Source organism: Enterococcus sp. FR204 (genome assembly GCF_031143325.1).
In the GTDB taxonomy this organism is placed as follows: Bacteria; Bacillota; Bacilli; order Lactobacillales; family Enterococcaceae; genus Enterococcus_B; species Enterococcus_B faecium.
In genome coordinates this window covers 69,027-93,229 of sequence record NZ_JAKZIW010000003.1, presented here as the reverse complement: position 1 = coordinate 93,229, position 24,203 = coordinate 69,027, and the positions used below count along the sequence as shown (strand labels likewise).

The following is a 24,203-nucleotide window of genomic DNA, read 5'->3' as shown; positions in this document are numbered from 1 at the left end:
AGGAGGAAAAAGAATGAGTGAAGAAATCAGAGAAAACATCCATGATGTCAATCTAACCAGCGAAATGAAAGACTCCTTCATCGATTATGCGATGAGTGTTATTGTCGCACGTGCACTGCCTGATGTCAGAGATGGTCTGAAACCCGTTCATCGCCGTATTTTATACGGCATGAACGAATTAGGTGTGACACCGGATAAAGCCCATAAAAAATCTGCCAGAATCGTCGGAGATGTCATGGGTAAATACCATCCTCATGGGGATAGTGCAATCTATGAGTCAATGGTACGGATGGCGCAGCCATTTAGCTACCGTTATATGCTAGTGGATGGTCATGGAAACTTTGGTTCTGTTGACGGTGACGGTGCCGCTGCTATGCGTTATACCGAAGCACGGATGAGCAAAATCGCTACAGAAATGCTGCGTGATATCAATAAGAACACTGTTGATTTCCAAAGCAACTATGATGACACAGAAAAAGAACCCGTTGTATTACCTGCTCGCTTCCCTAATCTTTTGGTGAACGGAACGACGGGGATCGCCGTGGGTATGGCAACGAATATCCCACCTCATAATTTGTCTGAGGTAGTAGCGGCTATCGATTTGCTGATGGATAATCCTGATGTGACGACCAATGAATTGATGGAAGTATTACCTGGACCAGATTTTCCAACAGGTGGTTTGGTCATGGGAAAATCAGGAATCCGAAGAGCGTATGAAACAGGTAAAGGTTCTATTACCGTACGTGCAAAAGTTGAGATCACTGAGATGCCAAATGGCAAAGAACGGATCCTCGTGACGGAATTACCTTATATGGTCAATAAAGCAAAATTGATTGAACGGATTTCTGAGTTGCACAGAGACAAGCGTATCGAAGGAATTACGGATTTGCGGGATGAATCTTCCCGTGAAGGCATGCGAATTGTCATTGACGTTCGTCGTGACGCCAGCGCATCAGTTATTTTGAATAACTTATACAAATTGACATCCTTGCAGAATTCATTTGGATTCAATATGTTGGCAATCGAAAAAGGCGTGCCGAAAGTTTTAAGTTTGAAACAAATCCTTGAAAATTATATCGAACATCAACGCGAAGTCATCACACGACGGACGGTCTTTGAAAAAGAAAAAGCAGAAGCAAGAGCACACATCTTAGAAGGTTTGCGTATTGCTTTGGATCATATCGATGAAATCATTGCGATTATCCGCGGGTCTAAATCAGATGACGAAGCAAAAGCAACAATGATCGAACGGTTCGATTTATCCGATCGCCAATCACAAGCTATCTTAGATATGCGTTTGCGTCGATTGACCGGTTTGGAACGGGAAAAAATCGAAAATGAATATCAAGAACTATTGAAACTGATTGAAGATTTGACTGACATTCTGGCAAGACCCGAACGTGTCACAGAAATCATCAAGAATGAATTAGCAGACTTGAATCAACGATTTGGTGATAAACGACGCACAGAATTACTAGTCGGTGAGGTCTTAAGTCTAGAAGATGAAGATTTGATTGAAGAAGAAGAAATCGTTATTACATTGACAAACAATGGTTATATCAAACGTTTGGCAAATAATGAATTCAGAGCTCAACGAAGAGGCGGGCGTGGTGTCCAAGGAATGGGTATCCACAATGACGACTTCGTCAAGAATCTAGTTTCTTGTTCTACCCATGATACATTGTTATTCTTTACGAATAACGGAAAAGTGTATCGGGCAAAAGGATACGAAATTCCAGAATACGGGCGTACAGCCAAAGGAATCCCAATCATCAATTTGCTGGGTATCGACTCGAGTGAAAGCATCCAAGCAATTATTGCGGTGACGGGAGAAGCAGAAGAAGGCCACTATCTCTTCTTTACGACGCGTCAAGGTACAGTTAAACGTACGTCTGTCACTGCTTTCGCTAACATCCGAAGCAATGGCCTGATTGCAATTGGTTTGAAAGAAGATGACGAATTAGTCAATGTTCTATTGACAGACGGACAGTCAAATATCATCATTGGCACACATAACGGTTACTCTGTGACCTTCAAAGAAGAAGCAGTCCGCGATATGGGACGTACAGCTTCCGGCGTCAGAGGGATACGTCTGCGTGAGGAAGATTACGTCGTTGGGGCAGCCCTGATGAAGGAAGACCAAGAAGTACTAGTGATTACAGAAAAAGGTTACGGAAAACGGACCAAAGTATCGGAATATCCAGTGAAAGGCCGCGGAGGTAAAGGAATCAAAACGGCGAATATCACTGAAAAAAATGGTCCACTAGCCGGATTGACCACTGTTTCTGGAAATGAAGACATCATGCTGATTACAGATAAAGGTGTGATTATCCGTTTCAACGTATCGACTGTTTCTCAAACTGGACGTTCAACATTGGGTGTACGTTTGATGAAGATGGAAGCTGATACGAAAGTCGTCACAATGGCAGCAGTCGAGCCAGAAGCGGTAGAACAAACAGTTGAAGAGCAAGCAACAGAAGAATAATCATAAAGATGAAGTGTTTAAGTTAGCAAGGAGGTTGTGACAGAAGTGGGCAACTTCAAGAAATAAGAAGGAATTTACGAAAATTGCTTTTCAAATTTTTGTGAAATTTCGGCTTATTTTTCGAAGAAGTTACTTCTAGAACACCGTGTAGGAGGTTGTGAAAAAGCTGCTCTGCATCAAGCAGTAAGAACAATCAGATAAAAATAGCACTCCATATTTTTCATCTGATTGGACTTAGTGCCGTAGATGCAAGCTTTTGAACACCGTTTAAGGAAGAGGTTGTGAGCCTGCCGTTTCACTCTGAGTCACAAGAAGCAATTTCAAAAAATGGCTTCTCATGTTTGTTGAATATTGTGACTTGTGACCGAGGAGTTGGCAGGAGAACACCGTTTATTCGAAAAAAGGGAACTGCGACAAGACTTTTGTCACAGTTCCCTTGCTCGCTTTTTTGATTAATTGAATTTCTCTTAAAATATTTGAAACTGTTTATTCTGTATTGCTTTTGACCAAAATAGAGTGTATAATCAAAGCTTGTGAGTAGTCTAATTAATTAGATAACTCTCCTTGCTCTTAGGAACCTAAGAGCCGAAAGTCCACAGGGAGGTGAATATCAATGGAAAACACGAAATATGAAATCATGTACATTATTCGTCCAAACATTGATGAAGAAGCAAAAACTGCTTTAATCGAACGTTTCGATGCAATCTTGAAAGATAACGGAGCAGAAGTTATCGAATCAAAAGATTGGGAAAAACGCCGTTTCGCTTATGAAATGAACGGTTACCGTGAAGGTATCTATCACATCGTTAAAGTATCTTCTCCATCATCAGCAAATGCTGTCAGTGAATTTGACCGTCTTGCTAAAATCAACGACGATATCATTCGTCACATGATTGTTAAAGAAGAAGCTTAATTGTTGTTTCATGTGAAACAATAGAAAAACGATGAGAGGAGATGACTATTTTGATTAATAATGTTGTATTAGTTGGACGTCTGACGAAAGATCCAGATTTGCGTTACACAGCAAGTGGTACGGCAGTCGCAACATTTACTTTGGCTGTGAATCGTAATTTTACAAACCAAAGCGGCAATCGCGAGGCTGATTTTATCAACTGTGTGATTTGGCGCAAATCAGCAGAAACTTTAGCAAACTATGCTCGTAAAGGAACACTTTTAGGTGTTACTGGACGTATCCAAACTCGTTCTTATGATAATCAGCAAGGACAACGTGTATACGTAACAGAAGTAGTAGCTGACAACTTCCAATTGCTGGAAAGTCGTTCTGCATCTGAAAATCGCCAACAAAGCGGCGGATTCCAAAGTTCTGGTCAATCAGCTGGCGGATTTGGCGGAAACAATAACTCTAATCAAACATCTCAATCATCCAACGGTATGCCTGATTTCGACCGTGATACTTCTGACCCATTCGGCTCAAGTTCAACGATCGACATTTCAGATGATGATTTACCATTCTAAACGAATTTGATAGGAGGGAAATAGAATGGCACAACAAAGAAGAGGCGGACGTAAACGTCGTAAAGTAGACTACATTGCTGCTAACCATATTGAATATATCGATTATAAAGATATCGAATTACTAAAAAGATTTATTTCAGAACGCGGTAAAATCTTGCCACGTCGTGTAACTGGTACAGGCGCTAAAAACCAACGTAAAATTACTGTTGCAATCAAACGCGCACGTATCATGGGCTTGCTACCTTTCGTTAGCGAAGACTAATAAATCCGAGGAATTGAATGACTGATCCTTTTGATCAGCTATTCAATTCTTTTTTTTCTGTAAAAATAACCGATATTCGTTTAGTCGCTTGAATGACGAAAGTTATGGTAAAATCAAGTTAGTCATATATGGGAGGAAAATTATGGAAAATAAAAACAATCATTTATCCCCAAAACCTCTCTTCCTTATCCTGTTTATACTAATCGAAGTATTGGTAGTCTTAATTTTACCATTTCGTTTTGTTAGCGCTTCGGTCATTCTTTTGATGAATTTATGGGGCGTTCGCTATTGGTTGAAAATGAAACGCTGGCTTACTTTAAATAAACGTGAAAAAATCCAGCAGGCTTCGACCGTAGCCGAAACAAATCTGGCTTATGTCTCAGAAGTCATGCCTGTAGGAGTGATTGCTTATCAGCCATCAAGCCAAAAAATCGAATGGCTCAATCCTTTAGCATTGAAAGTCAAAGATCAAAGTGGATTAACAGAGGAAGAATTGTTAGATACTTTTTTTACTGCAAAAGAAAAAAAGAAAAACCAAGTCTATCTAGCAGATAAAACATTTCAGTTTGATATGGATACAGTAAAGGGTGTCGTTTATTTTAATGATATCACCCAAAACCAGTTATTGAAACTTCATCAGGCGAACAGTCAGCCAGTGATCGGTATTTTATCTATTGATAACTATGCAGATGCTATTGATAAATTGGATGACAAAGAGATTTCTTATTTGAACTCTTTCGTCACTACACTTGTTTCTGACTGGATGAATGAATACCATGTCTTTTTCAAAAGAATCAACGCAGAACGGTTTTTCTTCGTCGCACAGATGATCGATCTGAAAAAGATGATGGATAAAAAATTTGATTTGTTGGACCGCTTTCGAGCAGAAGCTGAAAAACAGAGCTCACCTATCACCTTGAGTATGGGGATTGCTTATGGCGCGAGATCCCTCGATGAAATCGGTGGAGAAGCTCAGAACAATTTAGATGTTGCTCTAGTCCGCGGAGGCGACCAAGTTGTCGTGAAAGAGGTAAAAGAAGGTGCAAAACCTGTTTATTATGGCGGTAAATCAGCTAAGAATGTCAAACGCACGCGCGTCCGTTCTCGAGCGATGAGTACCGCTTTGCGCCGGATTTTTGATGAAACAGGCGATGTGTTCATCATGGGACACAAATTTCCGGATATGGATGCTTTAGGCTCTGCTTTTGGTGTCAGTTGTCTTGCACGCTTCAACCAGAAAAAGGCTTATATCGTTATCAACGAGAACGAAATCATTCCAGATGTAGAACGTTGTCTCGAAGAAATCCATAAACATCCAGAATTAGAAATGCAATTGATCTCTCCAGAACGCGCCATAGAGCTGAAAAAAGATGAAGACCTCCTCGTGATGGTGGATTATCATAAACCTTCTCTATCGATCTCTCAGAGCCTATATGAGCAATTTGATAAGATCGTGATCATTGATCATCACCGCCGAGGGGAAGAGTTTCCAAGCAAGCCTTTGCTGACTTATATCGAATCTTCAGCCTCTTCCGCTTCAGAGCTAGTTTCTGAGCTGATCCAATACCAAAGCAGCAAAACGAATCGCTTAGATCGCTTTGAGGCCACACTATTACTTGCAGGGATGGTTGTAGATACGAATAGTTTCAATGTTCGTACAACTGCACGAACTTTTGATGTTGCCAGCTATTTAAGGTCTTGTGGAGCAGACGCATCCTTAGTACAATATTTATTGAGCTCGGACTTAGCGACATACTTGGAAATCAGTCATTTGATTGCTGGAAGCGAGTATGTGACTTCTGATATTGTTGTGGCGGCAGGAACAGATGAAAAAGAGTATAATAGTGTCATAGCGGCAAAAACAGCAGATACACTGCTTTCGATGATCAATATCAACGCAGCTTTCGTCATTACGAAGCGGACAGACGGATTGATTGGGATCAGTGCCCGAAGTACCGGTACGATCAATGTCCAAATCATCATGGAATCCTTAGGTGGTGGAGGACACTTCACAAATGCAGCTACTCAACTGGAGAATACGACAGTTGAAGAAACAAAACAGAAGCTTTTTGCTGCAATCAAAGAAAATATGAATCAAATATATGATAAGGAGTAATCCAAATGAAAGTAATTTTTTTACAAGACGTAAAAGGAAAAGGTAAAAAAGGGGACATCAAAGAAGTTCCAGCAGGTTATGCACAAAATTATCTAATCAAAAATAACTTGGCAAAAGAAGCAACGAAAAGTAGTATCAGTCAGTTAGCTGGACAGAAGAAAGCCCAAGAAAAACACGAAGCTGAAATCTTGGAAGAAGCTAAAAAATTAAAAGAATTCTTGGAAAAAGAAGATACGGTAGTCGAGTTAAAAGCAAAAGCAGGGGAAGACAGCCGTTTGTTTGGATCGATTCCTTCAAAACAAATTGCTGAAGGGCTAAACAAACAATACAAAATCAAATTAGATAAACGAAAAATCGAACTAGAAAACCCAATCCGTTCACTAGGCTACACAAACGTACCTGTGAAGTTGCATCATGAGGTGACGGCTACGATCAAAGTTCATGTCGTACAAGAATAACAAGTCTTGATAGTGATGTTCAGCTGGTAAGAAGAACCAGAAGGAGAAAAGACAAACCGAAATTTATCTGAGAAAAGCAGCTGCAGCAACAAAAGCACAAGCTGCATATCGATTTCAGATTGATTTCGGTTTCTTTTTTGAGAACAGTAAAATAGCATGAAGAAAACGAGTATAATAAAAGAGAGCTATTTTTTTATGATACTTTCGATGCGAATGATGACTTTTCCATCATTTTCTTGTAAAATGAAGCAATTGAAGACAAGGAGCGATACGTATGAATGAAGTGTGGCAGGATCGAATCCCACCGCAAAATATTGAAGCTGAACAAGCGGTTCTAGGCTCTGTTTTTCTTGATGCAGAAACGATCATTGATGCCATGGAGTACATAGAGCCAAAAGACTTTTATCGTCGCGGCCATCAAATTATTTTTGAGACAATGATCGAGTTGAACGATCGTAATGAAGCGATTGACGTTGTTACTGTTAAAGACCGGCTAGAACAAGCAAATTTGTTAGAAGATGCCGGTGGTTTAAGTTACCTATCAGATTTGGCTTTAGCAGTTCCGACAGCAGCAAATATCGTCTACTATGCGAAAATCGTTGAAGAAAAATCATTATTGCGTACATTGATTCAGACAGCAACAGGGATCGTTACAAAAGGATTCGAGCAAGGAGAAGAAGTTCAGACGATCTTAGATGATGCAGAACGCAGTATCTTGGAGGTTTCGGAAAAAAGAAATCGAAGCGGCTTTTTATCCATTGCTGAAGTACTGAACTCAACGATTGAAAATATCGATCGACTAGCTCAAAACAATGAAGAAATCACAGGCCTACCAACTGGCTATCAAGGTCTGGACAAAATGACAGCAGGTTTCCAGCCCGAAGAACTAATCATTCTGGCTGCCCGTCCAGCGGTAGGTAAAACAGCGTTCGCATTGAATATTGCTCAAAATGTAGGAACCAAAACAGATCGTTCTGTTGCGATATTCAGTCTGGAAATGGGGGCGGAATCTCTTGTAAATCGGATGCTTTGTGCAGAAGGTTCGATTGAAGCTAGCCATTTGCGTACAGGTCAGCTTTCGGAAGAAGAATGGTCGAATCTGATCGTTGCGATGGGAAGTCTTTCTCGAGCAAATATTTTTATCGATGATACACCAGGGATCAAGATCTCTGAGATCCGCGCGAAATGTCGGAAACTAGCGCAAGAAAAAGGCAACCTAGGCTTGATATTGATCGATTATTTGCAGTTGATTGAAGGGAACGGTAAAGAGAACCGTCAACAAGAAGTATCAGATATCTCCCGCCAACTGAAAAAACTGGCAAAAGAACTGAAAGTACCTGTCATTGCTCTTTCGCAGTTGTCTCGTGGAGTAGAACAGCGACAAGACAAACGTCCAGTACTAAGTGATATTCGTGAATCCGGATCAATCGAACAAGATGCGGACATCGTAGCCTTCTTGTATCGGGATGATTATTATGAAAGAGAAGGCGGAGATGACGATGATGGAAATGAGCCAAAAAATGACAACGTCATCGAAGTCATCATCGAGAAGAACCGAAGCGGTGCGCGAGGAACAGTTGAACTGCTGTTTATCAAAGAATACAATAAATTTTCGTCGCTTTCGCCAAGAGAAGAATTTTAAAGAATAGGTTGTGAAAGCAGCGTTCAGCCTTGCGCAATGACCAAGGGCACTCGTATAAGATGCGACGAGTAACTGCAAGAGTGACTAGAGCACTTAATTAAAACAGATCTCCAAAGGGATTGTGACAAAAGTCTTGTCACAATCCCTTTTTCCGAATAAACGGTGTTCAATCAGCTGACCCTCGGCATTAGCTCAACAAACGGCAAAATATGAGGAACTATTTTGACGTTTGTTGAGCTAATACTCAGATCAGAACGCTGATTTCACAACCTCTTCCTTAAACGGTATTCAAAAGCTTGCATCTGCGGTAATAAGTCCAACCAAACGAAAAATAGGAGAAGCTATTTTTGTTTGGCTGTTCTTATGACTTGATGCAGGACAGCTTTTTCACAACCTCTGATTCACGGTGTTCCAGAAGTAGCTTCTTCGAAAATAAGTCGAAATTTCACAAAAATATGAGAAGCAATTTTCGTAAATTCCTTCTTATTTCTTGAAGCTGACCACTTCTGTCACAACCTCTTTTTTAATAATCATTCTAAAAGGATAAAAGTTCGTTTTTTAAGCGTTTTTATAAAATAAAAATAAAAATCATTCGATTTTATTTGAATTATGTATCTATTATTGATACAATGGTTCAGGATTAAATAATATAGAACGAGGTGTTCACATGTCATCTGTAGTAGTAGTAGGTACGCAATGGGGCGATGAAGGGAAAGGAAAAATCACAGACTTTCTCAGTGAAAATGCTGAAGTGATTGCACGGTACCAAGGTGGCGACAATGCAGGGCACACAATCAAATTCAACGGTGTGACTTATAAACTGCATTTGATTCCTTCTGGGATTTTTTATAAAGACAAGATCAGTGTGATTGGAAACGGCGTTGTAGTCAATCCTAAATCATTGGTCAAAGAATTAGCTTATTTACATGAAAAAGGTGTAGAAACAAGTAATCTGCGTATTTCTGACCGCGCACACGTAATCTTGCCTTATCATATCAAATTGGACCAATTACAAGAAGATGCGAAAGGTGAAAACAAAATCGGTACAACGATCAAAGGAATCGGACCAGCTTATATGGATAAAGCCGCTCGTGTAGGTATCCGCATCGCAGACTTATTGGATAAAGAAATTTTTGAAGAACGTCTTCGTTTGAATCTAGATGATAAAAACCGTCAATTTGTAAAAATGTTTGATTCAGAACCACTTGATTTTGACGATATTTTTGAAGAATATTATGAATATGGACAACAAATCAAACAATACGTCACAGATACTTCGGTTATCTTGAATGATGCCTTAGATGCAGGTAAACGCGTGTTGTTTGAAGGGGCGCAAGGAGTCATGTTGGATATCGACCAAGGAACCTATCCTTTTGTTACTTCTTCTAATCCAGTAGCCGGTGGTGTTACAATCGGAAGCGGTGTAGGACCTTCAAAAATTAATAAAGTCGTCGGCGTCTGCAAAGCCTATACGTCACGTGTCGGTGATGGTCCATTTCCAACTGAACTATTTGATGAAACAGGTGAACAAATCCGCAAAGTAGGACGAGAATACGGTACGACAACAGGACGTCCTCGTCGTGTCGGCTGGTTTGATTCTGTAGTTATGCGCCATTCTAAACGGGTGTCAGGTATTACCAACCTATCTTTAAACTCAATCGATGTATTAAGTGGATTGGAAACCGTAAAAATTTGCACGGCTTATGAATTAGATGGCGAACTAATCTACCACTATCCAGCAAGCTTGAAAGAGTTGAACCGCTGCAAACCAATCTATGAAGAGTTGCCAGGCTGGTCAGAAGACATTACAGGATGCAAAACACTTGCAGAACTGCCAGAAAACGCACGTAATTATGTACGTCGTATCTCAGAGCTTGTTGGTGTACGTATCTCAACATTTTCTGTCGGACCTGATAGAACACAAACAAACATCTTAGAAAGCGTCTGGGCGCAAATCTAAGGATAAAAACGACGACTGAATCAGGACGTTCTTACCAGAGCGAGTCGAAGTGTTTATCTATACGATAATAATCACTTGAAGAGGTAGTGGTGAAAGAGACGTTTAGCCTTATTGCCGATAGGCTGTCTCTTGAACACTGTTTATTCAGAATAAGGGACTGTGACAAAAGTCTTGTCGCAGTTCCCTTTTTTTGAATAAACGGTGTTCTCCTGCCAACTCCTCGGCCACAAGTCACAATATTCAACAAACATGAGAAGCTGTTTTTTGAAATTGATCCTTGTGACTCAGAGTGAAACGGCAGGCTCACGACCTCTTCCTTAAACGGTGTTCAAAAGCTTGCATCTACGGCACTAAACCCAATCAGATGAAAAATATGGAGTGCTATTTTTATCTGATTGTTCTTACTGCTTGATGCAGAGCAGCTTTTTCACAACCTCCTAAACGGTGTTCCAGAAGTAGCTTCTACGGAAATAAGCCGAAATTTCACAAAAATTTGAGAAGCAATTTTCGTAAATTCCTTCTTATTTCTTGAAGCTGACCACTTCTGTCACAACCTCTTATTTTGATTAGAACTTGCGAAAATAAACCGGTTAAAGTGTGTCTAGCGCAAGAGATTTGCTATAATAGACGATAAGAGTAAAATGTAACGAGAAGGGGTTGAAAAATGTGTATCAAATTGTAACAGATTCTTGTTGTGATCTGCCATACCATGTATTAGCAGAAGAAAAAATTGATTTTTTATCAATGAATCTCCAATTGAATGATCAAGAGTTAGTAGATGATCTCGGAAAGACATTCAATTATGACCGCTACATGAATCAGCTGAAAAATGGTGCGATGCCTACGACATCACAAATCAATGTTGGCCGATATTTAGAATTTTTCCGTTCTTATGCGGAAAAACAGATTCCTGTCTTATATGTGGCTTTTTCCAGTGGATTAAGCGGCTCTTACAGCAGTGCGCTTCAAGCTGTTGAATTACTGAAGGAAGAATACGAAGACCCTGAGATCTATGTTTTTGATACAAAAGCTGCAAGTATCGGGGAAGGGCTTTTAGTGTTGGAAGCTGCAAGATTGAAAAAAGAAGGGAAAAGTATCGAAGAAACCTTAGAGTGGCTGGAAAAAAATTATTTGAAAGTCCATTCATGGGTAACTGTAGACGATTTGAAGTATCTAGAACGAGGCGGTAGGATTTCCAAAGCAAGTGCTACTCTGGGCAGTCTATTGAGTGTAAAGCCTATTATTACGGTAGATAAAGAAGGAAGGCTGACGAATGTTGACAAAGTTCGCGGAAGGAACAAGTCGATCCAAACAATCGTCAATGAGACGGTAAAAACAATCGTTGCGCCACTTGATCAAATCGTTTATGTGGCTTACGCTGGGGATCTAGAGAGCGCGGAGAAGGCAAAACGGCTTTTGGAAGAGCAGATAAAGATGAAAGATGTGAAGCTTTATCCCTTAGGACCAACGATAGCCAGTCACACAGGCTATGGCTGTATCGCGATTTTTTCGATGGGAATCAGTCGATAAAAGCAGTAACTCATTCTGTAAAAAAGCCCAGGATTTGAATGTAACCAAAATAGCGACTCTTAAAAGATAGATGAGCATCTTATCTCTTAGAGGTCGCTGTTTTTTTGTTTTTTAAGCTAAATAGGCCGTTACGCCCATAACTCATTCAATTGTTTTTGAATATCTGTGTTTTCCAAGAACTCATCATATGTCGTATCAGCCCGATCAATCACACCTTTATCTGAAACAGCAATGATCCGGTTTGCCAATGTTTGGATAAATTGATGGTCATGAGAGGCAAACAGGATCGAGCCAGTAAATGCCATCAAGCCATCATTCAATGCGGTGATTGATTCTAAGTCTAAGTGGTTCGTTGGATCGTCTAATACAAGTACGTTAGCTTTCGAAAGCATCATTTTTGAGAGCATACAACGGACTTTCTCTCCACCAGATAAAACATTCACTGGTTTCAATACTTCTTCACCAGAAAACAGCATTCTTCCTAAGAAACTTCTTAAGAAGGTGTTGTCATCTTCTTCTTTACTTGCATATTGGCGCAACCAGTCTAAAATCGTTAGATCCGTGTCGAATTCTTTCGTTGTATCCTTTGGTAAATAAGAATGACTTGTTGTTACTCCCCAACGTACTGTTCCAGTATCTGGTGTAATTTCACCCATAATAACTTTGAATAGTGTCGTCATTGTTATATCATTTTCTGCGACAAAAGCAACCTTGTCTTCTTTGTTTAAGTTAAAAGATATATCATTTAAGATTTTCTTTCCATCAATCGTTACACTTACATTTTCTACCTGCAATAAGTCGTTTCCGATCTCACGTTCAGGTTTGAATCCAACGAATGGGTAACGTCTAGAAGAAGGCTGGATATCGTCCAAAGTAATTTTTTCAAGCATTTTTTTACGTGAAGTTGCTTGTTTTGATTTTGATGCATTCGCACTAAAGCGAGCAATGAATTCTTGGAGCTCTTTGATTTGTTCTTCTTTTTTGGCATTTGCATTCGCTTGGAGTTTAGCCGCTAATTGACTAGATTCCAACCAAAAATCATAATTTCCTACATAAAGTTTGATTTTACCAAAATCCAGATCCGCCATATGTGTACATACTTTGTTCAAAAAGTGACGGTCATGGGAGACAACGATCACAGTATTTTCAAAATTGATTAAAAATTCTTCCAACCAATTGATCGATTGGATATCCAGACCGTTTGTTGGTTCGTCTAGTAAAAGAACATCAGGTTTACCAAATAGTGTTTGTGCTAACAACACTTTTACCTTTTGTCCGCCAGTCAATTCACTCATTTGCTGATGGTGCAATTCTTCAGGGATGTTCAGACCTTGCAGTAAAACAGCTGCTTCTGGTTCTGCTTCCCATCCATTAAGTTCAGCAAATTCTCCTTCTAATTCAGCTGCTCGAATACCATCTTCGTCAGTGAAATATTCTTTCATGTAAATCGCATCTTTTTCTTTCATCACTTCATACAGACGCTTGTGCCCCATGATGACTGTTTCAAGTACAGTATAGTCTTCATAGTCGTAATGGTTCTGTTTCAATACGGCCATCCGTTCATCTGGTCCCATAGTAACGGAACCTGTGGAAGGCTGCAGATCCCCTGATAACACTTTAAGGAACGTTGATTTACCTGCACCATTTGCACCAATCAAGCCATAGCAGTTTCCGGGGGTAAATTTAATATTCACATCATCAAATAGTTTGCGGTCTGAAAAGTGCAAACTCACATCATTTACAGTAATCAATTTTTTTCCTCACTTTTATCATTATTAGTTTTTGACAAGTCTTATAGAATTATATAGGGGAAAGGTAAAAGATTCAAGGCAATCGAACATTCTTTGTGTTTCACGTGAAACAGAATGAAGAAAATAAACATAAAAGAGGAGTAGAAATAGCTGCTATAGGATTTTTTAGTTTGCAACAGCATAATTTTTGAAGTTATTTACAAAAGGGAGTACTATAAAACTATAAAAGAAATGAAAGAAGGATTGAAAATGGATAAAAAAAGAACCATCGACTGGGGCTCATTGATTTTGGGAATTTTATTTGTACTTGTCTCATTGTTATCATTTCAAGACCCTGTCGGAAATTTAGTTGCAATTGTAGTAGTCTTTGCGATTTTTTCCTTTATTAAAGGGATATTTGAACTATTTGTACGTAACAGATTAAAAGAGCTAACAGGATATAAAGGAAAGATGCCCTTAATAATCGGGATCATCGATATTCTAGTTGGCGTCTTTTTCTTATTCAATATTGGTGTAGGAGTCGCAGCATTACCTTTTGTTTTTGCAGTATGGTTTATTGCTGATTCAGTTTTAGCGTTATTTACTGCTGACTTGGCAAGAGGAGTAAGTGAAGGATATTATTGGTTTACGATCATCGTCAATATTCTAGGAATTTTATTAGGAATTCTCTTATTGTTTAATCCAATTTCTTCTGCGTTGACATTAAGCTTTTTAGTTGGGTTCTATTTTATGTTATTCGGCATCACAAATATCGTCTATGCGTTTAGATAAGTGAAATCAAACAAATAAAAAAGCCAGCTTCCGGTAACAATTTGACTGTTGCAATTGGTAGCTGGCTTTTTTATCATGGACAAATATGCACGAGGTAATCTTTAGGTGTCGAGACAAATTTATGCAAAAATGTGAAAAGCAATAGGCACAAATTTTATCTTAATACTTGAAACATACCGCAGTTGTCACAATCTCTTGATACACGGTGTTCAAAAGCTTGCATCTGAGGTAATAAGCCCAACCAAACGAAAAAATATGACGAGCTATTTTTGTTTGGCTGTTCTTATTACTTGATGCAGGGCAGCTTTTTCACAACCTCTGATACACGGTGCTCCACCTGCTGCTTCTCGGTAATAAGATCGCCGTCCTAGAAAATATGAGGAACTATTTTCTGTCCATCGTTCTTATTACTCGAAGCATAGCGCAGTTGTCACAACCTCTTTTCATATAATTCATTCAATACTGGCAAATCATGGACTTCATATTTTTCTTTGAATGCTTGGATTTCTTCTTCAGAATATTTTCTTGGATCTAAATGAAGATCTTCTACTGGCAATGGACGCTTGTTATTGATTTTCACATCGATCACTACAGGACGGTCTGATTTTGCGGCTGCATCAAAGGCAAACCGAAGTTGCGAGTATTCTGTGACTGTAAAGCTTTTTGCACCAAGGGCTTCTCCAACTTTACCGAAATCTGCATCTTCTAAAAATACACCGAATTTCTTTTGTTCCGTATCTTCTTGTTCTGCTTCGATGAAACCAAAAGAATCATTAGAAAAAACAACATTGATAATTGGAAGCTGATATTTGACTTGTGTAATGATATCTTGCATGACCATAGCAAATCCGCCATCACCACTTAAGGTAAATACTTGTTTTTCTGGGTAGCTTAGTTGTGCGGCAATTCCTCCAGGCACACCATTACCCATAGTTGCGAACCATCCAGAGATTGTATGTTTTTGTTTACCGTTCATATTTAATAAGCGAATAGAATGGATAGTCGTGTTACCGACATCTGTGACGAAAATCGCATCGTCTTCAGCAATCCGATTGATTTCTTTATAGACAGCCTCTGGTCGAATCGGTTCTTCCTCACGATCTTCAAAAGATTTCAACCAATTTACCCATTTTTCTTTATTTTCCTGATTTGCTAGGTACCAGCTATCAGCAGGACGAGCATCACCTAATTCGACCAGTCTTTGCAAAGCTGTGTTTGCATCACCGAGAATCGACAGCGATGTTTCATGGCGCCGTCCGAATTTTGACGCATCAATATCGATTTGGATAAATTCAGCAGTTGGATTAAAAAATGCACGTCCAAATGGGAAATCGCTACCGACAAATAAGATCAGATCGGCTTCTGCCAATGCTTCATTTCCGGGTTTAGTAGCGACACGTCCAGCAAAACCAAGAAAGTTTTCATAATCATCAGGAATAATTCCTTTTGCTAGAACGGAAGCGACAATAGGAACTGAAAAATGTTCTGAGAATTCTTTGATTTGCGGAAATCCGTTTCGCGTTCCTTGACCAACATAAAGAACTGGTTTTTTTGCTTTTTCAAGATAAGGCAAAGCAGCCAGCAGATCTTTTTCTTCTGGTAATATCACACTTGTTTTGTGAGTGTGAGCAGTAGAGAAAGGTTGTTCATCAATTTCTTCAAAACCAAGATCAACAGGAATCGTCACGATAGCCACACCTTTATGCTCATAGGCGGCTTTAATGGCTTCATCTACGACATGTGGAAGACTTTGGGGCGTCATGACTGTACGATTGTATACGCTGACATCTGCGAAAATAGGATTTTCGTTTAATTCTTGGAAAGAGTTATAGTTCATGGATGTAGAAGCGACTTGTCCTAAGAACGCTACTAGAGGCACATGGTCCATTTGTGCATCATACAAACCATTGATCAAATGTGTCGCACCAGGTCCTGCAGAGCCGAAGACAGCGCCGACTTTCCCGGTTAATTTTGCATCTGCGGCTGCTGCTAGTGCACCGACTTCTTCATGACGGACTTGAATATATTTGATTTCGTTTTTTTCGTGATATAGCGCATCCATAATCGAATTGAAAGATCCTCCGGGAATGCCATAAATATGGTCGATGCCCCAGCTTTCAAGAACTTTTATCATTGCGACTCCTGCATTGATTTTTGACATGGTGTTTCACTCCTTTAGCAATGATGATCCATAAATTTTTTGTATCTAGAGTATAGAACTTTTTATCGAAAATCCCAACTAATTCGTCTTTTCACAAAAATGTAGTCATGTTTTTGGGAATATGCTAGAGTAGTACATAAATAGATTCAAGAGAGGGGAATGGCATGGTTGAATGGCTATTGAGGCTTGAGCCTTGGCAGCAAGCACTTGCTGGGACAGCTTTCACTTATTTTATGACAGCTCTTGGTGCCGGATTGGTTTTTTTCTTTAAAGAAATCAAAAAAGAAGTGCTAAATTTGATGTTAGGATTTGCTTCTGGTGTCATGATTGCTGCAAGTTTTTGGTCCTTGCTTGATCCAGCGATTACAAAAGCAGAAGAAAATGGAGATATTGCTTGGCTAGTTGTAAGTATTGGATTTGGTTTAGGTGGGGTGTTTTTATATATGGCTGATAAAACACTGCCTCATATGCATTTTGGACCGCAACATGAAGCAGAAGGATTGCCTACCCATTTAAAGCGGACAATCTTGCTTGTTTTTTCTATTACATTGCATAATGTTCCTGAAGGTTTAGCCGTAGGGGTAGCATTCGGTGCAGCAGCAACTGCGGATAATCCGACAGCCGCTATATTAGCCGCTGTTTCGGTAGCGCTAGGTATTGGTATCCAAAACTTCCCAGAAGGAGCAGCTGTATCAATCCCATTGCGACAAGAAGGTCTGAGCCGTAAAAAGGCCTTTGTTTACGGACAAGCTTCTGGAATCGTTGAACCAATCGCTGGGGTGATTGGCGCACTACTAGTAACGAAAGTGGAGCTGCTGCTTCCTTATGCACTTGCTTTTGCTGCAGGAGCGATGATTTATGTCGTGGTGGAAGAATTGATTCCCGAAGCACAGCAGACATTGTCCAGCAAACGTCATTTTGCAGTTTTTGGTGTCATGAGCGGATTTATCATTATGATGATCTTGGATGTGGCATTAGGATAATTGGGAAAATCCATATATGATATATCAAATAGGGCCGCGAACTTATGTCGCGACCCTATTTTTAAGTAAGTTATATCATAACGGAGTGATAATGTGATTCATTAATAATAGTTTTTTCTATGTGTATTGCCTTTGATCCAACGAACGAGCCAGATGATAAGTGCGATCGGAATCAAAACTTTGACCGCAAACCATAAAAGGCCACTTACAACACTAACAAAAAGACTGATGACAAAGCTAGCGGCAATCAACACTAAAAGAACCATGAAGATATTTAAGAACATATTTTTTTGACGCATACAAAACCCTCCTCTTGTTCATTCTTTACTATAGAAAAAGTATAACAGGGATTCTCTAAAAACACCTCCAACTGCAGACTGATTTTTACTTCATCTACTTAAATGATCAAACAATTGCTTTTTCCCTTGTTTATCATCTAAAATAGAGCGGAAAAGGAGGAGAATATCATGCCTAAAAATCGTCTTGAAGCATTTACAGATGCTGTAATCGCCATTATCATGACTATTTTAGTTTTAGAACTTCATGAACCTAACGGAGATACGTGGGAGGCGCTCGCTGCATTAGGTTACCGATTTTTTATCTATATTGTCAGTTTCATCATCTTAGCGATTTACTGGAACAATCATCATCATTTATTTCAAGTTGTACATAAGATAAATGGACGGGTCTTATGGGCGAACAGTTTCTTTATTTTTGCGCTTTCACTTTTTCCATTTGCCACTTCACGGATTAGTGAGTACATCAATAGTCTGGCTCCAGAAATGACTTATGGTTTTGTTACCTTGACCGCTAACATTGCGTATTATATCTTGGCAAAAGAACTTGTCAAAGCAAATAAGGGTCACGAGAAAGCATTGAAGACGATGCTGAATGATTACAAGAAATCATACTTATCGATTGGCTTGAATGTTTTAGGAATTGTCTTAGCCTATTTAGTAGCGCCAGTAGCCGTGCTGATCGCAAACATCGTGATTCTTGCTGCTTGGATCATCCCAAGCCGTACCATCGAATCACAATATCGGTAAAATGATCCGTGTTTAAAATTTAAGAGAAAAATATAGAAAAAATAAACAAACGATCAAATATCCGAGTGATACTAGTATTCAAAGAGGGATGCAGATGGATCAAAAAAGACTTCATGTAGGACTGATTACTAGTTTTGTCACGATGCTTATTTATTTGGATCAAGGTCATTTGACTTGGACAGTAGTTGGTGTCACGGTATCTTTGACATTATTCGCAGCAATAAAAAAATAAACATCTTTATGTAAGCTAATATTCTATCTATTTAATAAAAACATGTTTACAGCAGAATCATACTGCTGTAAACATGTTTTTATTTGTGGAAAAAATTTTTAAAAAAGTGTATCGAAAAAAATCGTTAGTTTTTCCACAGTGGATAACTTTATGATAGCTAAAAAAACAATAGATTAGTTAAAGGAGGCATATAGATTTCTTTTGTCAGGGGATATACAATAGAAATGAATAAATATTAACAAGAGTTCAGATGGGGTTAAAAAAGTAAATTCAGAAGAGTGAAAAATAACGAACCAACTATATTTTACGTGTTATTTAATAGTTAAAAAATAACGATACACTTGTTTTGATTTCTCTGCTACTTCTAAAAACTGCTACTTTTTCCTTTGAAATGCCTTCAAAAAGTAGGATCAGGTAAAATCTACTGGCAGAAATCAAGGAAAAAGATACCTTCATAAGAGAGAAAAATGATAGAAAAGAAGAAAAATTATTTATAGAACAAGCTTTTTACAATAAATAGATATACCTATACGGGGTATAAAGAAGAACGAAGATTTCTCAATCGATTTAATTATCGAATAGGAAAATGCGAAGATTTAAAGCATGTAAGCTAAAAAAATAATCATTTTTGATTAAAATGCGTACTTAAATTATGAAGGAGTTATGATAATACTTGTTTTTCAAGGAAAAGGACATTTCATTAATGTAATTAATCTGAAAATAGACATAACCGTTACTTTACTATTTTTTGATAAAAAACAAAGGGAAACATATCCTGACTGCTTCAATGTGTAAGATGTATACTCCAAATAGCAGAGGTGAAAATCGATTTTTTTGAGAATCAATAATTGAATAAAAAAGGACTGTCATAGGTACACACTGGAATGTATCTGTGACGGTCCTTTTTTATGAACGATTTTATCGAAGACGGATAGTACGTGTCAAAAATAAAAAAGCTACGATTAGAAATAACAATAAAACGTACCCCAAAATAACGGCTAGGCGATCCAACTTATTTGTCGATATGTGTTTGTTTAAAAGCTGATAGAACCATAATCCAATCAGACCTCCTGTTGTATTAGTAATTACATCAGTGATATCCGCTACGCCAATACCGAATAGGAATTGAATAAACTCTGCGAAGAAGCTTACAAGGAAAATGATCCCTAATTTTTTAGAAAAGGAAAGCCCTTTGAAATTGACATTCAAAAGCACCCCAAAAGGAAAAAAGACAATGAAGTTATAAGTGGTCTCGCGCAAAACCGTCGTATTTTCAAAAGAAAAAGTAGAAAAAGGGACGAGATTGACATTGCTGTAAGAATAAGTGAGAAATTGTGGAAGATTAAATGATAGCTTGAATAAAATCAACCATAATAGAAAGAATAAATAAATCCCTAATAAAAATTTTGATATATACCGCATAGACATCTCCTCCATCTAAAAAGTATACCATCGAAAACCGCTGAAAAATCATAAAAAAGTATGAAGTTTAAGGACCAACGTAGTTATCGTACGAAAATTAGAAGCTTTTTTGTTGGGAATCCGGTTTCTTTTAAATGAGAAAATATTCAAATATATAACTTAAGTAATTTTTATTCGTTCACTTTTTCCTCTCAAAGATTATTTTTAATAATTATATAAACTACATGCATATATATATTATTTTTCGTATAAAAATGGGATATGCTATACATAAAAAAATTATGGAAAGATAAGTCTTTCAACGCGGAGCGAGGGATGGAGATCCATCAGTGGTTGCGTGAGAAGAGAAGGGAAAAAGGGTATACTCAAAAATGGGTGTCACTTCAGTTACATATTACAAGACAAGGTTTGTCCAATTGGGAAAATGGCCGGTCATATCCAAGTTATGAGATGCTCTATAAATTGATTTATTTGTATGAATGCTCAGCTAAAGAGATTTCAGAACTGTTTACAAGAGAAAGAGAAACAAAGAACTAGGATACACCATTTCTTTTTTAAGATCCCAATCGTTATAGACTCTTTTCAATTACAAATGTTTCTAATATAGTTGATATTGAGGGAAATGGATGCGGTTTAACAACGAGGAGGATGCTTGGATGGTATTTGCTCGATGGCTGACAAAAAAAAGAAAAGACCGAAGTTATACACAAGATTTCGTTGCACGACAATTAGGTATCACAAGACAAACACTTTCCAAATGGGAAACAGGTCTATCGCGTCCCAGTTACGAGATGTTACAAAAAATTTTTTGTTTTTACGACTGTTCGCAAAAAGAAGTAGCTGAATTGTTTAAGACAATCGGAAACGGTAAGATGTGAATGTGGGAAGAATAATTGGTAGATCATATGTAATAATAAAACTTATTTCCGAACAAGCACCTTTTGGAACACTATTCATTCGGAAAAAGTGATTGTGACACGACTTTTGCCATAGCCTCGTTTTAGCAGGTTGACTTTCTTTTTAACATTTGATACCATTCAAAATACAAATCGTAATTATTTCGATTTGTATTTTTAACATGACTATAATCAAAGAAGAAAGTGGGTCGTCTATATGGAAAAAACAGATATCTCAAGTGCATATCGCCGTTTGAAAAGCCCAAATATCAAAACACGAAAACGTGCGTTGAAAATCATCAAAGATGTGAAACGAAATAGTGGAAAAAGGTAAGAAGAAGGAAACTTAATAAAAAAATAGCCGAAAAACGTTGTTAAAAAACGTTTTTCGGCTATTTTCAATTATTTTTGTTTATTCCCACTCCACTGTTGCTGGTGGTTTAGAAGTGATGTCATACACGATGCGGTTGACATGGGCTACTTCGTTTACGATACGTACAGAGATTTTTTGCAAGACTTCCCATGGGATACGGGCAAAGTCAGCTGTCATTCCGTCGATTGAAGTCACCGCACGGATACCGACTGTGTAGTCGTAAGTACGTCCGTCACCCATAACACCGACAGAGCGGATTCCTGGAAGAACAGTGAAATATTGCCAGATATCACGGTCAAGTCCAGCAGCTGCGATTTCTTCGCGCAAGATAGCATCAGATTCGCGTACGATTTCTAGCTTGTCTTCAGTGATTTCGCCAAGAACACGAATACCAAGACCAGGGCCAGGGAATGGCTGACGCCAAACGATTGAATCAGGCATGCCTAATTGAGTACCTAATTCACGGACTTCGTCTTTGAATAGTGTGTTTAATGGTTCGATCAATTCAAATTGCATATCTTCTGGCAGTCCACCTACATTATGGTGAGATTTGATCGTTTGTGCTGTTTCTGTACCAGATTCGATAACGTCAGTATACAACGTTCCTTGTGCTAAGAAAGAGACGCCTTCTTCACCAGCAAGTTTTGTTGCTTCGTCATCAAAAACATATACGAATTCATTCCCAATGATTTTACGTTTTTGTTCTGGGTCAGATACACCTTTCAACTTGTCTAAGAAGCGATCTCTTGCATCGACTTTGATGATGTTCAAGCCGAATTTTCCGCCTAGACTTTCCATTACTTGTTCCGCTTCGCCTTTGCGTAGCAGACCATGGTCAACGAAGATAGATGTCAATTGGTCACCGATTGCTTTTTGTAAAAGAACCCCAACGACACTAGAATCAACGCCGCCTGAGAGACCAAGCAAGACTTTTTTGTCACCAACTTGTTCACGGATTTTTTCTACTTGCATATCGATAAAGTTATCCATTGTCCAGTTACCTTCACAGTGGCAAACATCAAAGGCAAAGTGGCGCAACAATTCGATTCCGTATTCGGAATGACGTACTTCTGCATGGAATTGGATACCATAAAAATTACGTGTTGTGTCTTGGATAGAAGCAATCGGACAATCTTTGCTTGTTCCGACTGTTTCAAAGCCTTCAGGAACTTTAGTTACCAAGTCACCATGGCTCATCCATACTGTTTGTTGTTTTGGTGTTTCTTTAAACAAGACAGCTTGATCACTTGTTACTTCTAACAAGGCTTTTCCATATTCGCGGTTTTTAGCAGGCTCTACGGAACCGCCAAGTTTGTATGTGATCAATTGCATACCATAGCAAATCCCTAATACAGGAATACCTAAATTGAAGATCTCAGGATCGATCCCAAATGCATTCTCATCATATACACTGTTTGGTCCGCCAGAAAGAATGATTCCCTTTGGATTCATCGCTTTTACTTCTTCTGCAGTAATGCGGTGGCTCAATAATTCGGAAAAGACTCCAAGATCACGAATACGCCTTGTGATCAATTGGTTATACTGACTACCGTAGTCTAATACGATAATCTTTTCAACGTTCGTCATATCGGCAACGTTTGTCAAATTTATTACCCCTATCCCTTTAAATTTTATCTCAAAATAGTCAAACTATTTTAAAATGCTAATATTTTCGCATGAAAATCGAATCGATAATATGATTTTCAGTTTTATGGAGAATTATATCGGCTCTTCCTCGTGTAGGCAAGATATATTCCTGTAAATTTTTCAAATTCACATTTTTCCATACATCTTTTGCCATTTTAAAGGCTTCTTCACGATCTCCGATAGCAAAACGATAATAATAATTCTCTGGATTTTGGAAAGCCGTATCCAGTAACGCGCCAAAACGATCCAAATACCATTTTTCGATCAGCACGGTATCGGCATCGACATAGACAGAAAAATCAAAAAAGTCGCTGACGTAGATTTGCTGATTCGCAGGTAATTGAAGCGTATTGATCCCCTCAACGATCAAGATATCAGGTTGCTGGATCAGCTCGTACTTATCCGGAATGATATCATATACATCATGTGAGTAAACAGGTACTTTTATCTCTTCCTGACCAGATTTTACACGATTCAAGAAGTCGATCAGCATCTCCATATCATAACTTTCAGGAAATCCTTTGCGATCCATGATTCCACGCTCTTTTAATATACGATTTGGATAAAGAAATCCATCAGTCGTGATCAGCTGAACATTTCTTCGTTTGAAGGTACGAGACAAAATCGTCTGCAGCAGTCTGGCTGTGGTACTTTTTCCAACGGCTACGCTTCCGGCAATCCCGATAATAAAAGGCGGTACTTCTACGTATTTATGAAGAAATAAACCTTTACTCAAGAACAAAGATTCAAATTCTTTCATATATAGATATATCAGATGAGCAAGAGGTACATAGATATCTCGAACATCCTGCATGGAAATGCGGTCATTCAAACTTTTGATATTATCTAGTTCATCTTGTGTCAAAGGTGCTTGCCCATTACGATAAAATTCTCGCCATTCTTCTCTTGCCACACGGTAGTAGTTCATTGGATCATTCATATTAGCCTCCTGCGTTCTCCCATCAATGGAACTATTTTAACACAAAATAAAC

Annotated in this window: 22 protein-coding genes; 16 read left to right on the top strand and 6 right to left on the bottom strand. The window is 38.6% G+C overall.

All coding sequences use genetic code 11. The annotated features are described in order from the left end of the window. Window positions 1-13: 13 nt before the first annotated feature. From gyrA to RG571_RS01725, 9 genes are all read left to right on the top strand, one after another. Window positions 14-2,485, top strand: a complete 2,472-nt coding sequence (gene gyrA, locus RG571_RS01765) for a DNA gyrase subunit A (protein WP_002293127.1) — start codon at window positions 14-16, stop codon at window positions 2,483-2,485. Between the two features lie 613 nt (window positions 2,486-3,098). After that, complete coding sequence (gene rpsF / locus RG571_RS01760) at window positions 3,099-3,398, top strand: 30S ribosomal protein S6 (RefSeq protein WP_002293129.1); 300 nt, start codon at window positions 3,099-3,101, stop codon at window positions 3,396-3,398. A gap of 50 nt (window positions 3,399-3,448) precedes the next feature. Further along, the gene (ssb, locus tag RG571_RS01755; protein ID WP_002288368.1) at window positions 3,449-3,961 is read left to right on the top strand and encodes a single-stranded DNA-binding protein; all 513 of its coding nucleotides are present in this window, start codon (window positions 3,449-3,451) and stop codon (window positions 3,959-3,961) included. A 25-nt stretch (window positions 3,962-3,986) separates the two neighbouring features. Continuing rightward, a complete protein-coding gene (gene rpsR, locus RG571_RS01750; RefSeq protein WP_002288370.1) occupies window positions 3,987-4,223 on the top strand; it encodes a 30S ribosomal protein S18 in 237 nt (78 codons plus the stop codon). A gap of 142 nt (window positions 4,224-4,365) precedes the next feature. Then, window positions 4,366-6,339 carry a DHH family phosphoesterase gene (locus RG571_RS01745; protein ID WP_002319563.1) on the top strand — a complete coding sequence of 658 codons (1,974 nt, stop codon included), beginning with the start codon at window positions 4,366-4,368 and terminating at the stop codon, window positions 6,337-6,339. Window positions 6,340-6,344: 5 nt separating this feature from the next. Next, window positions 6,345-6,797 (top strand): 50S ribosomal protein L9, encoded by a 453-nt coding sequence (gene rplI, locus RG571_RS01740; protein ID WP_002288372.1) that lies wholly within the window; start codon window positions 6,345-6,347, stop codon window positions 6,795-6,797. Between the two features lie 274 nt (window positions 6,798-7,071). Further along, window positions 7,072-8,439, top strand: a complete 1,368-nt coding sequence (gene dnaB / locus RG571_RS01735; RefSeq protein WP_002288373.1) for a replicative DNA helicase — start codon at window positions 7,072-7,074, stop codon at window positions 8,437-8,439. Window positions 8,440-9,106: 667 nt separating this feature from the next. Further along, window positions 9,107-10,399 (top strand): adenylosuccinate synthase, encoded by a 1,293-nt coding sequence (locus tag RG571_RS01730; protein WP_002309895.1) that lies wholly within the window; start codon window positions 9,107-9,109, stop codon window positions 10,397-10,399. Between the two features lie 666 nt (window positions 10,400-11,065). Further along, complete coding sequence (locus tag RG571_RS01725) at window positions 11,066-11,929, top strand: DegV family protein (RefSeq protein ID WP_002316532.1); 864 nt, start codon at window positions 11,066-11,068, stop codon at window positions 11,927-11,929. Window positions 11,930-12,057: 128 nt separating this feature from the next. Here the strand turns inward: RG571_RS01725 and RG571_RS01720 are convergent, their stop codons facing one another. After that, a complete protein-coding gene (locus tag RG571_RS01720; RefSeq protein ID WP_258430353.1) occupies window positions 12,058-13,680 on the bottom strand; it encodes an ABC-F family ATP-binding cassette domain-containing protein in 1,623 nt (540 codons plus the stop codon). A gap of 249 nt (window positions 13,681-13,929) precedes the next feature. Between RG571_RS01720 and RG571_RS01715 the strand changes: the two genes are divergently transcribed. After that, the gene (locus RG571_RS01715) at window positions 13,930-14,451 is read left to right on the top strand and encodes an HdeD family acid-resistance protein (RefSeq protein WP_002339459.1); all 522 of its coding nucleotides are present in this window, start codon (window positions 13,930-13,932) and stop codon (window positions 14,449-14,451) included. Between the two features lie 430 nt (window positions 14,452-14,881). On the opposite strand, the gene spxB is transcribed toward RG571_RS01715, so the two are convergent. After that, the gene (spxB, locus tag RG571_RS01710; protein WP_308947453.1) at window positions 14,882-16,612 is read right to left on the bottom strand and encodes a pyruvate oxidase; all 1,731 of its coding nucleotides are present in this window, start codon (window positions 16,610-16,612) and stop codon (window positions 14,882-14,884) included. A 164-nt stretch (window positions 16,613-16,776) separates the two neighbouring features. On the opposite strand from spxB, the gene RG571_RS01705 reads away from it, so the two are divergent. Then, window positions 16,777-17,595, top strand: a complete 819-nt coding sequence (locus RG571_RS01705; RefSeq protein ID WP_002319329.1) for a ZIP family metal transporter — start codon at window positions 16,777-16,779, stop codon at window positions 17,593-17,595. 101 nt (window positions 17,596-17,696) lie between these two features. Here the strand turns inward: RG571_RS01705 and RG571_RS01700 are convergent, their stop codons facing one another. Continuing rightward, entirely contained in the window at window positions 17,697-17,894 is a 198-nt protein-coding gene (locus RG571_RS01700; protein WP_002309889.1) for a hypothetical protein, read from the bottom strand. 168 nt (window positions 17,895-18,062) lie between these two features. Here RG571_RS01700 and RG571_RS01695 point away from each other — a divergent pair, with 168 nt between their 5' ends. Together RG571_RS01695 and RG571_RS01690 are read left to right on the top strand one after the other, a co-directional pair. Beyond that, window positions 18,063-18,641, top strand: coding sequence for a TMEM175 family protein (locus RG571_RS01695; protein WP_002319330.1), 579 nt, complete (start codon window positions 18,063-18,065; stop codon window positions 18,639-18,641). A 94-nt stretch (window positions 18,642-18,735) separates the two neighbouring features. Then, window positions 18,736-18,873 (top strand): hypothetical protein, encoded by a 138-nt coding sequence (locus RG571_RS01690; protein WP_033641515.1) that lies wholly within the window; start codon window positions 18,736-18,738, stop codon window positions 18,871-18,873. A gap of 918 nt (window positions 18,874-19,791) precedes the next feature. Here the strand turns inward: RG571_RS01690 and RG571_RS01685 are convergent. Next, window positions 19,792-20,295 (bottom strand): VanZ family protein, encoded by a 504-nt coding sequence (locus tag RG571_RS01685; RefSeq protein WP_002315482.1) that lies wholly within the window; start codon window positions 20,293-20,295, stop codon window positions 19,792-19,794. A 315-nt stretch (window positions 20,296-20,610) separates the two neighbouring features. On the opposite strand from RG571_RS01685, the gene RG571_RS01680 reads away from it, so the two are divergent. From RG571_RS01680 to RG571_RS01670, 3 genes are all read left to right on the top strand, one after another. Continuing rightward, the gene (locus tag RG571_RS01680) at window positions 20,611-20,832 is read left to right on the top strand and encodes a helix-turn-helix domain-containing protein (protein ID WP_029485737.1); all 222 of its coding nucleotides are present in this window, start codon (window positions 20,611-20,613) and stop codon (window positions 20,830-20,832) included. Between the two features lie 89 nt (window positions 20,833-20,921). Next, complete coding sequence (locus RG571_RS01675) at window positions 20,922-21,173, top strand: helix-turn-helix domain-containing protein (protein WP_002339461.1); 252 nt, start codon at window positions 20,922-20,924, stop codon at window positions 21,171-21,173. A gap of 235 nt (window positions 21,174-21,408) precedes the next feature. After that, window positions 21,409-21,525, top strand: a complete 117-nt coding sequence (locus RG571_RS01670; protein ID WP_002288644.1) for a putative metal homeostasis protein — start codon at window positions 21,409-21,411, stop codon at window positions 21,523-21,525. A 78-nt stretch (window positions 21,526-21,603) separates the two neighbouring features. On the opposite strand, the gene guaA is transcribed toward RG571_RS01670, so the two are convergent. Both guaA and coaA read right to left on the bottom strand, forming a co-directional pair. Further along, complete coding sequence (gene guaA / locus RG571_RS01665; protein WP_002298578.1) at window positions 21,604-23,169, bottom strand: glutamine-hydrolyzing GMP synthase; 1,566 nt, start codon at window positions 23,167-23,169, stop codon at window positions 21,604-21,606. Between the two features lie 58 nt (window positions 23,170-23,227). After that, window positions 23,228-24,151: a type I pantothenate kinase gene (coaA, locus tag RG571_RS01660; protein ID WP_029485736.1), complete on the bottom strand. Its 924-nt coding sequence runs from the start codon at window positions 24,149-24,151 to the stop codon at window positions 23,228-23,230. Between the last annotated feature and the right edge of the window lie 52 nt (window positions 24,152-24,203).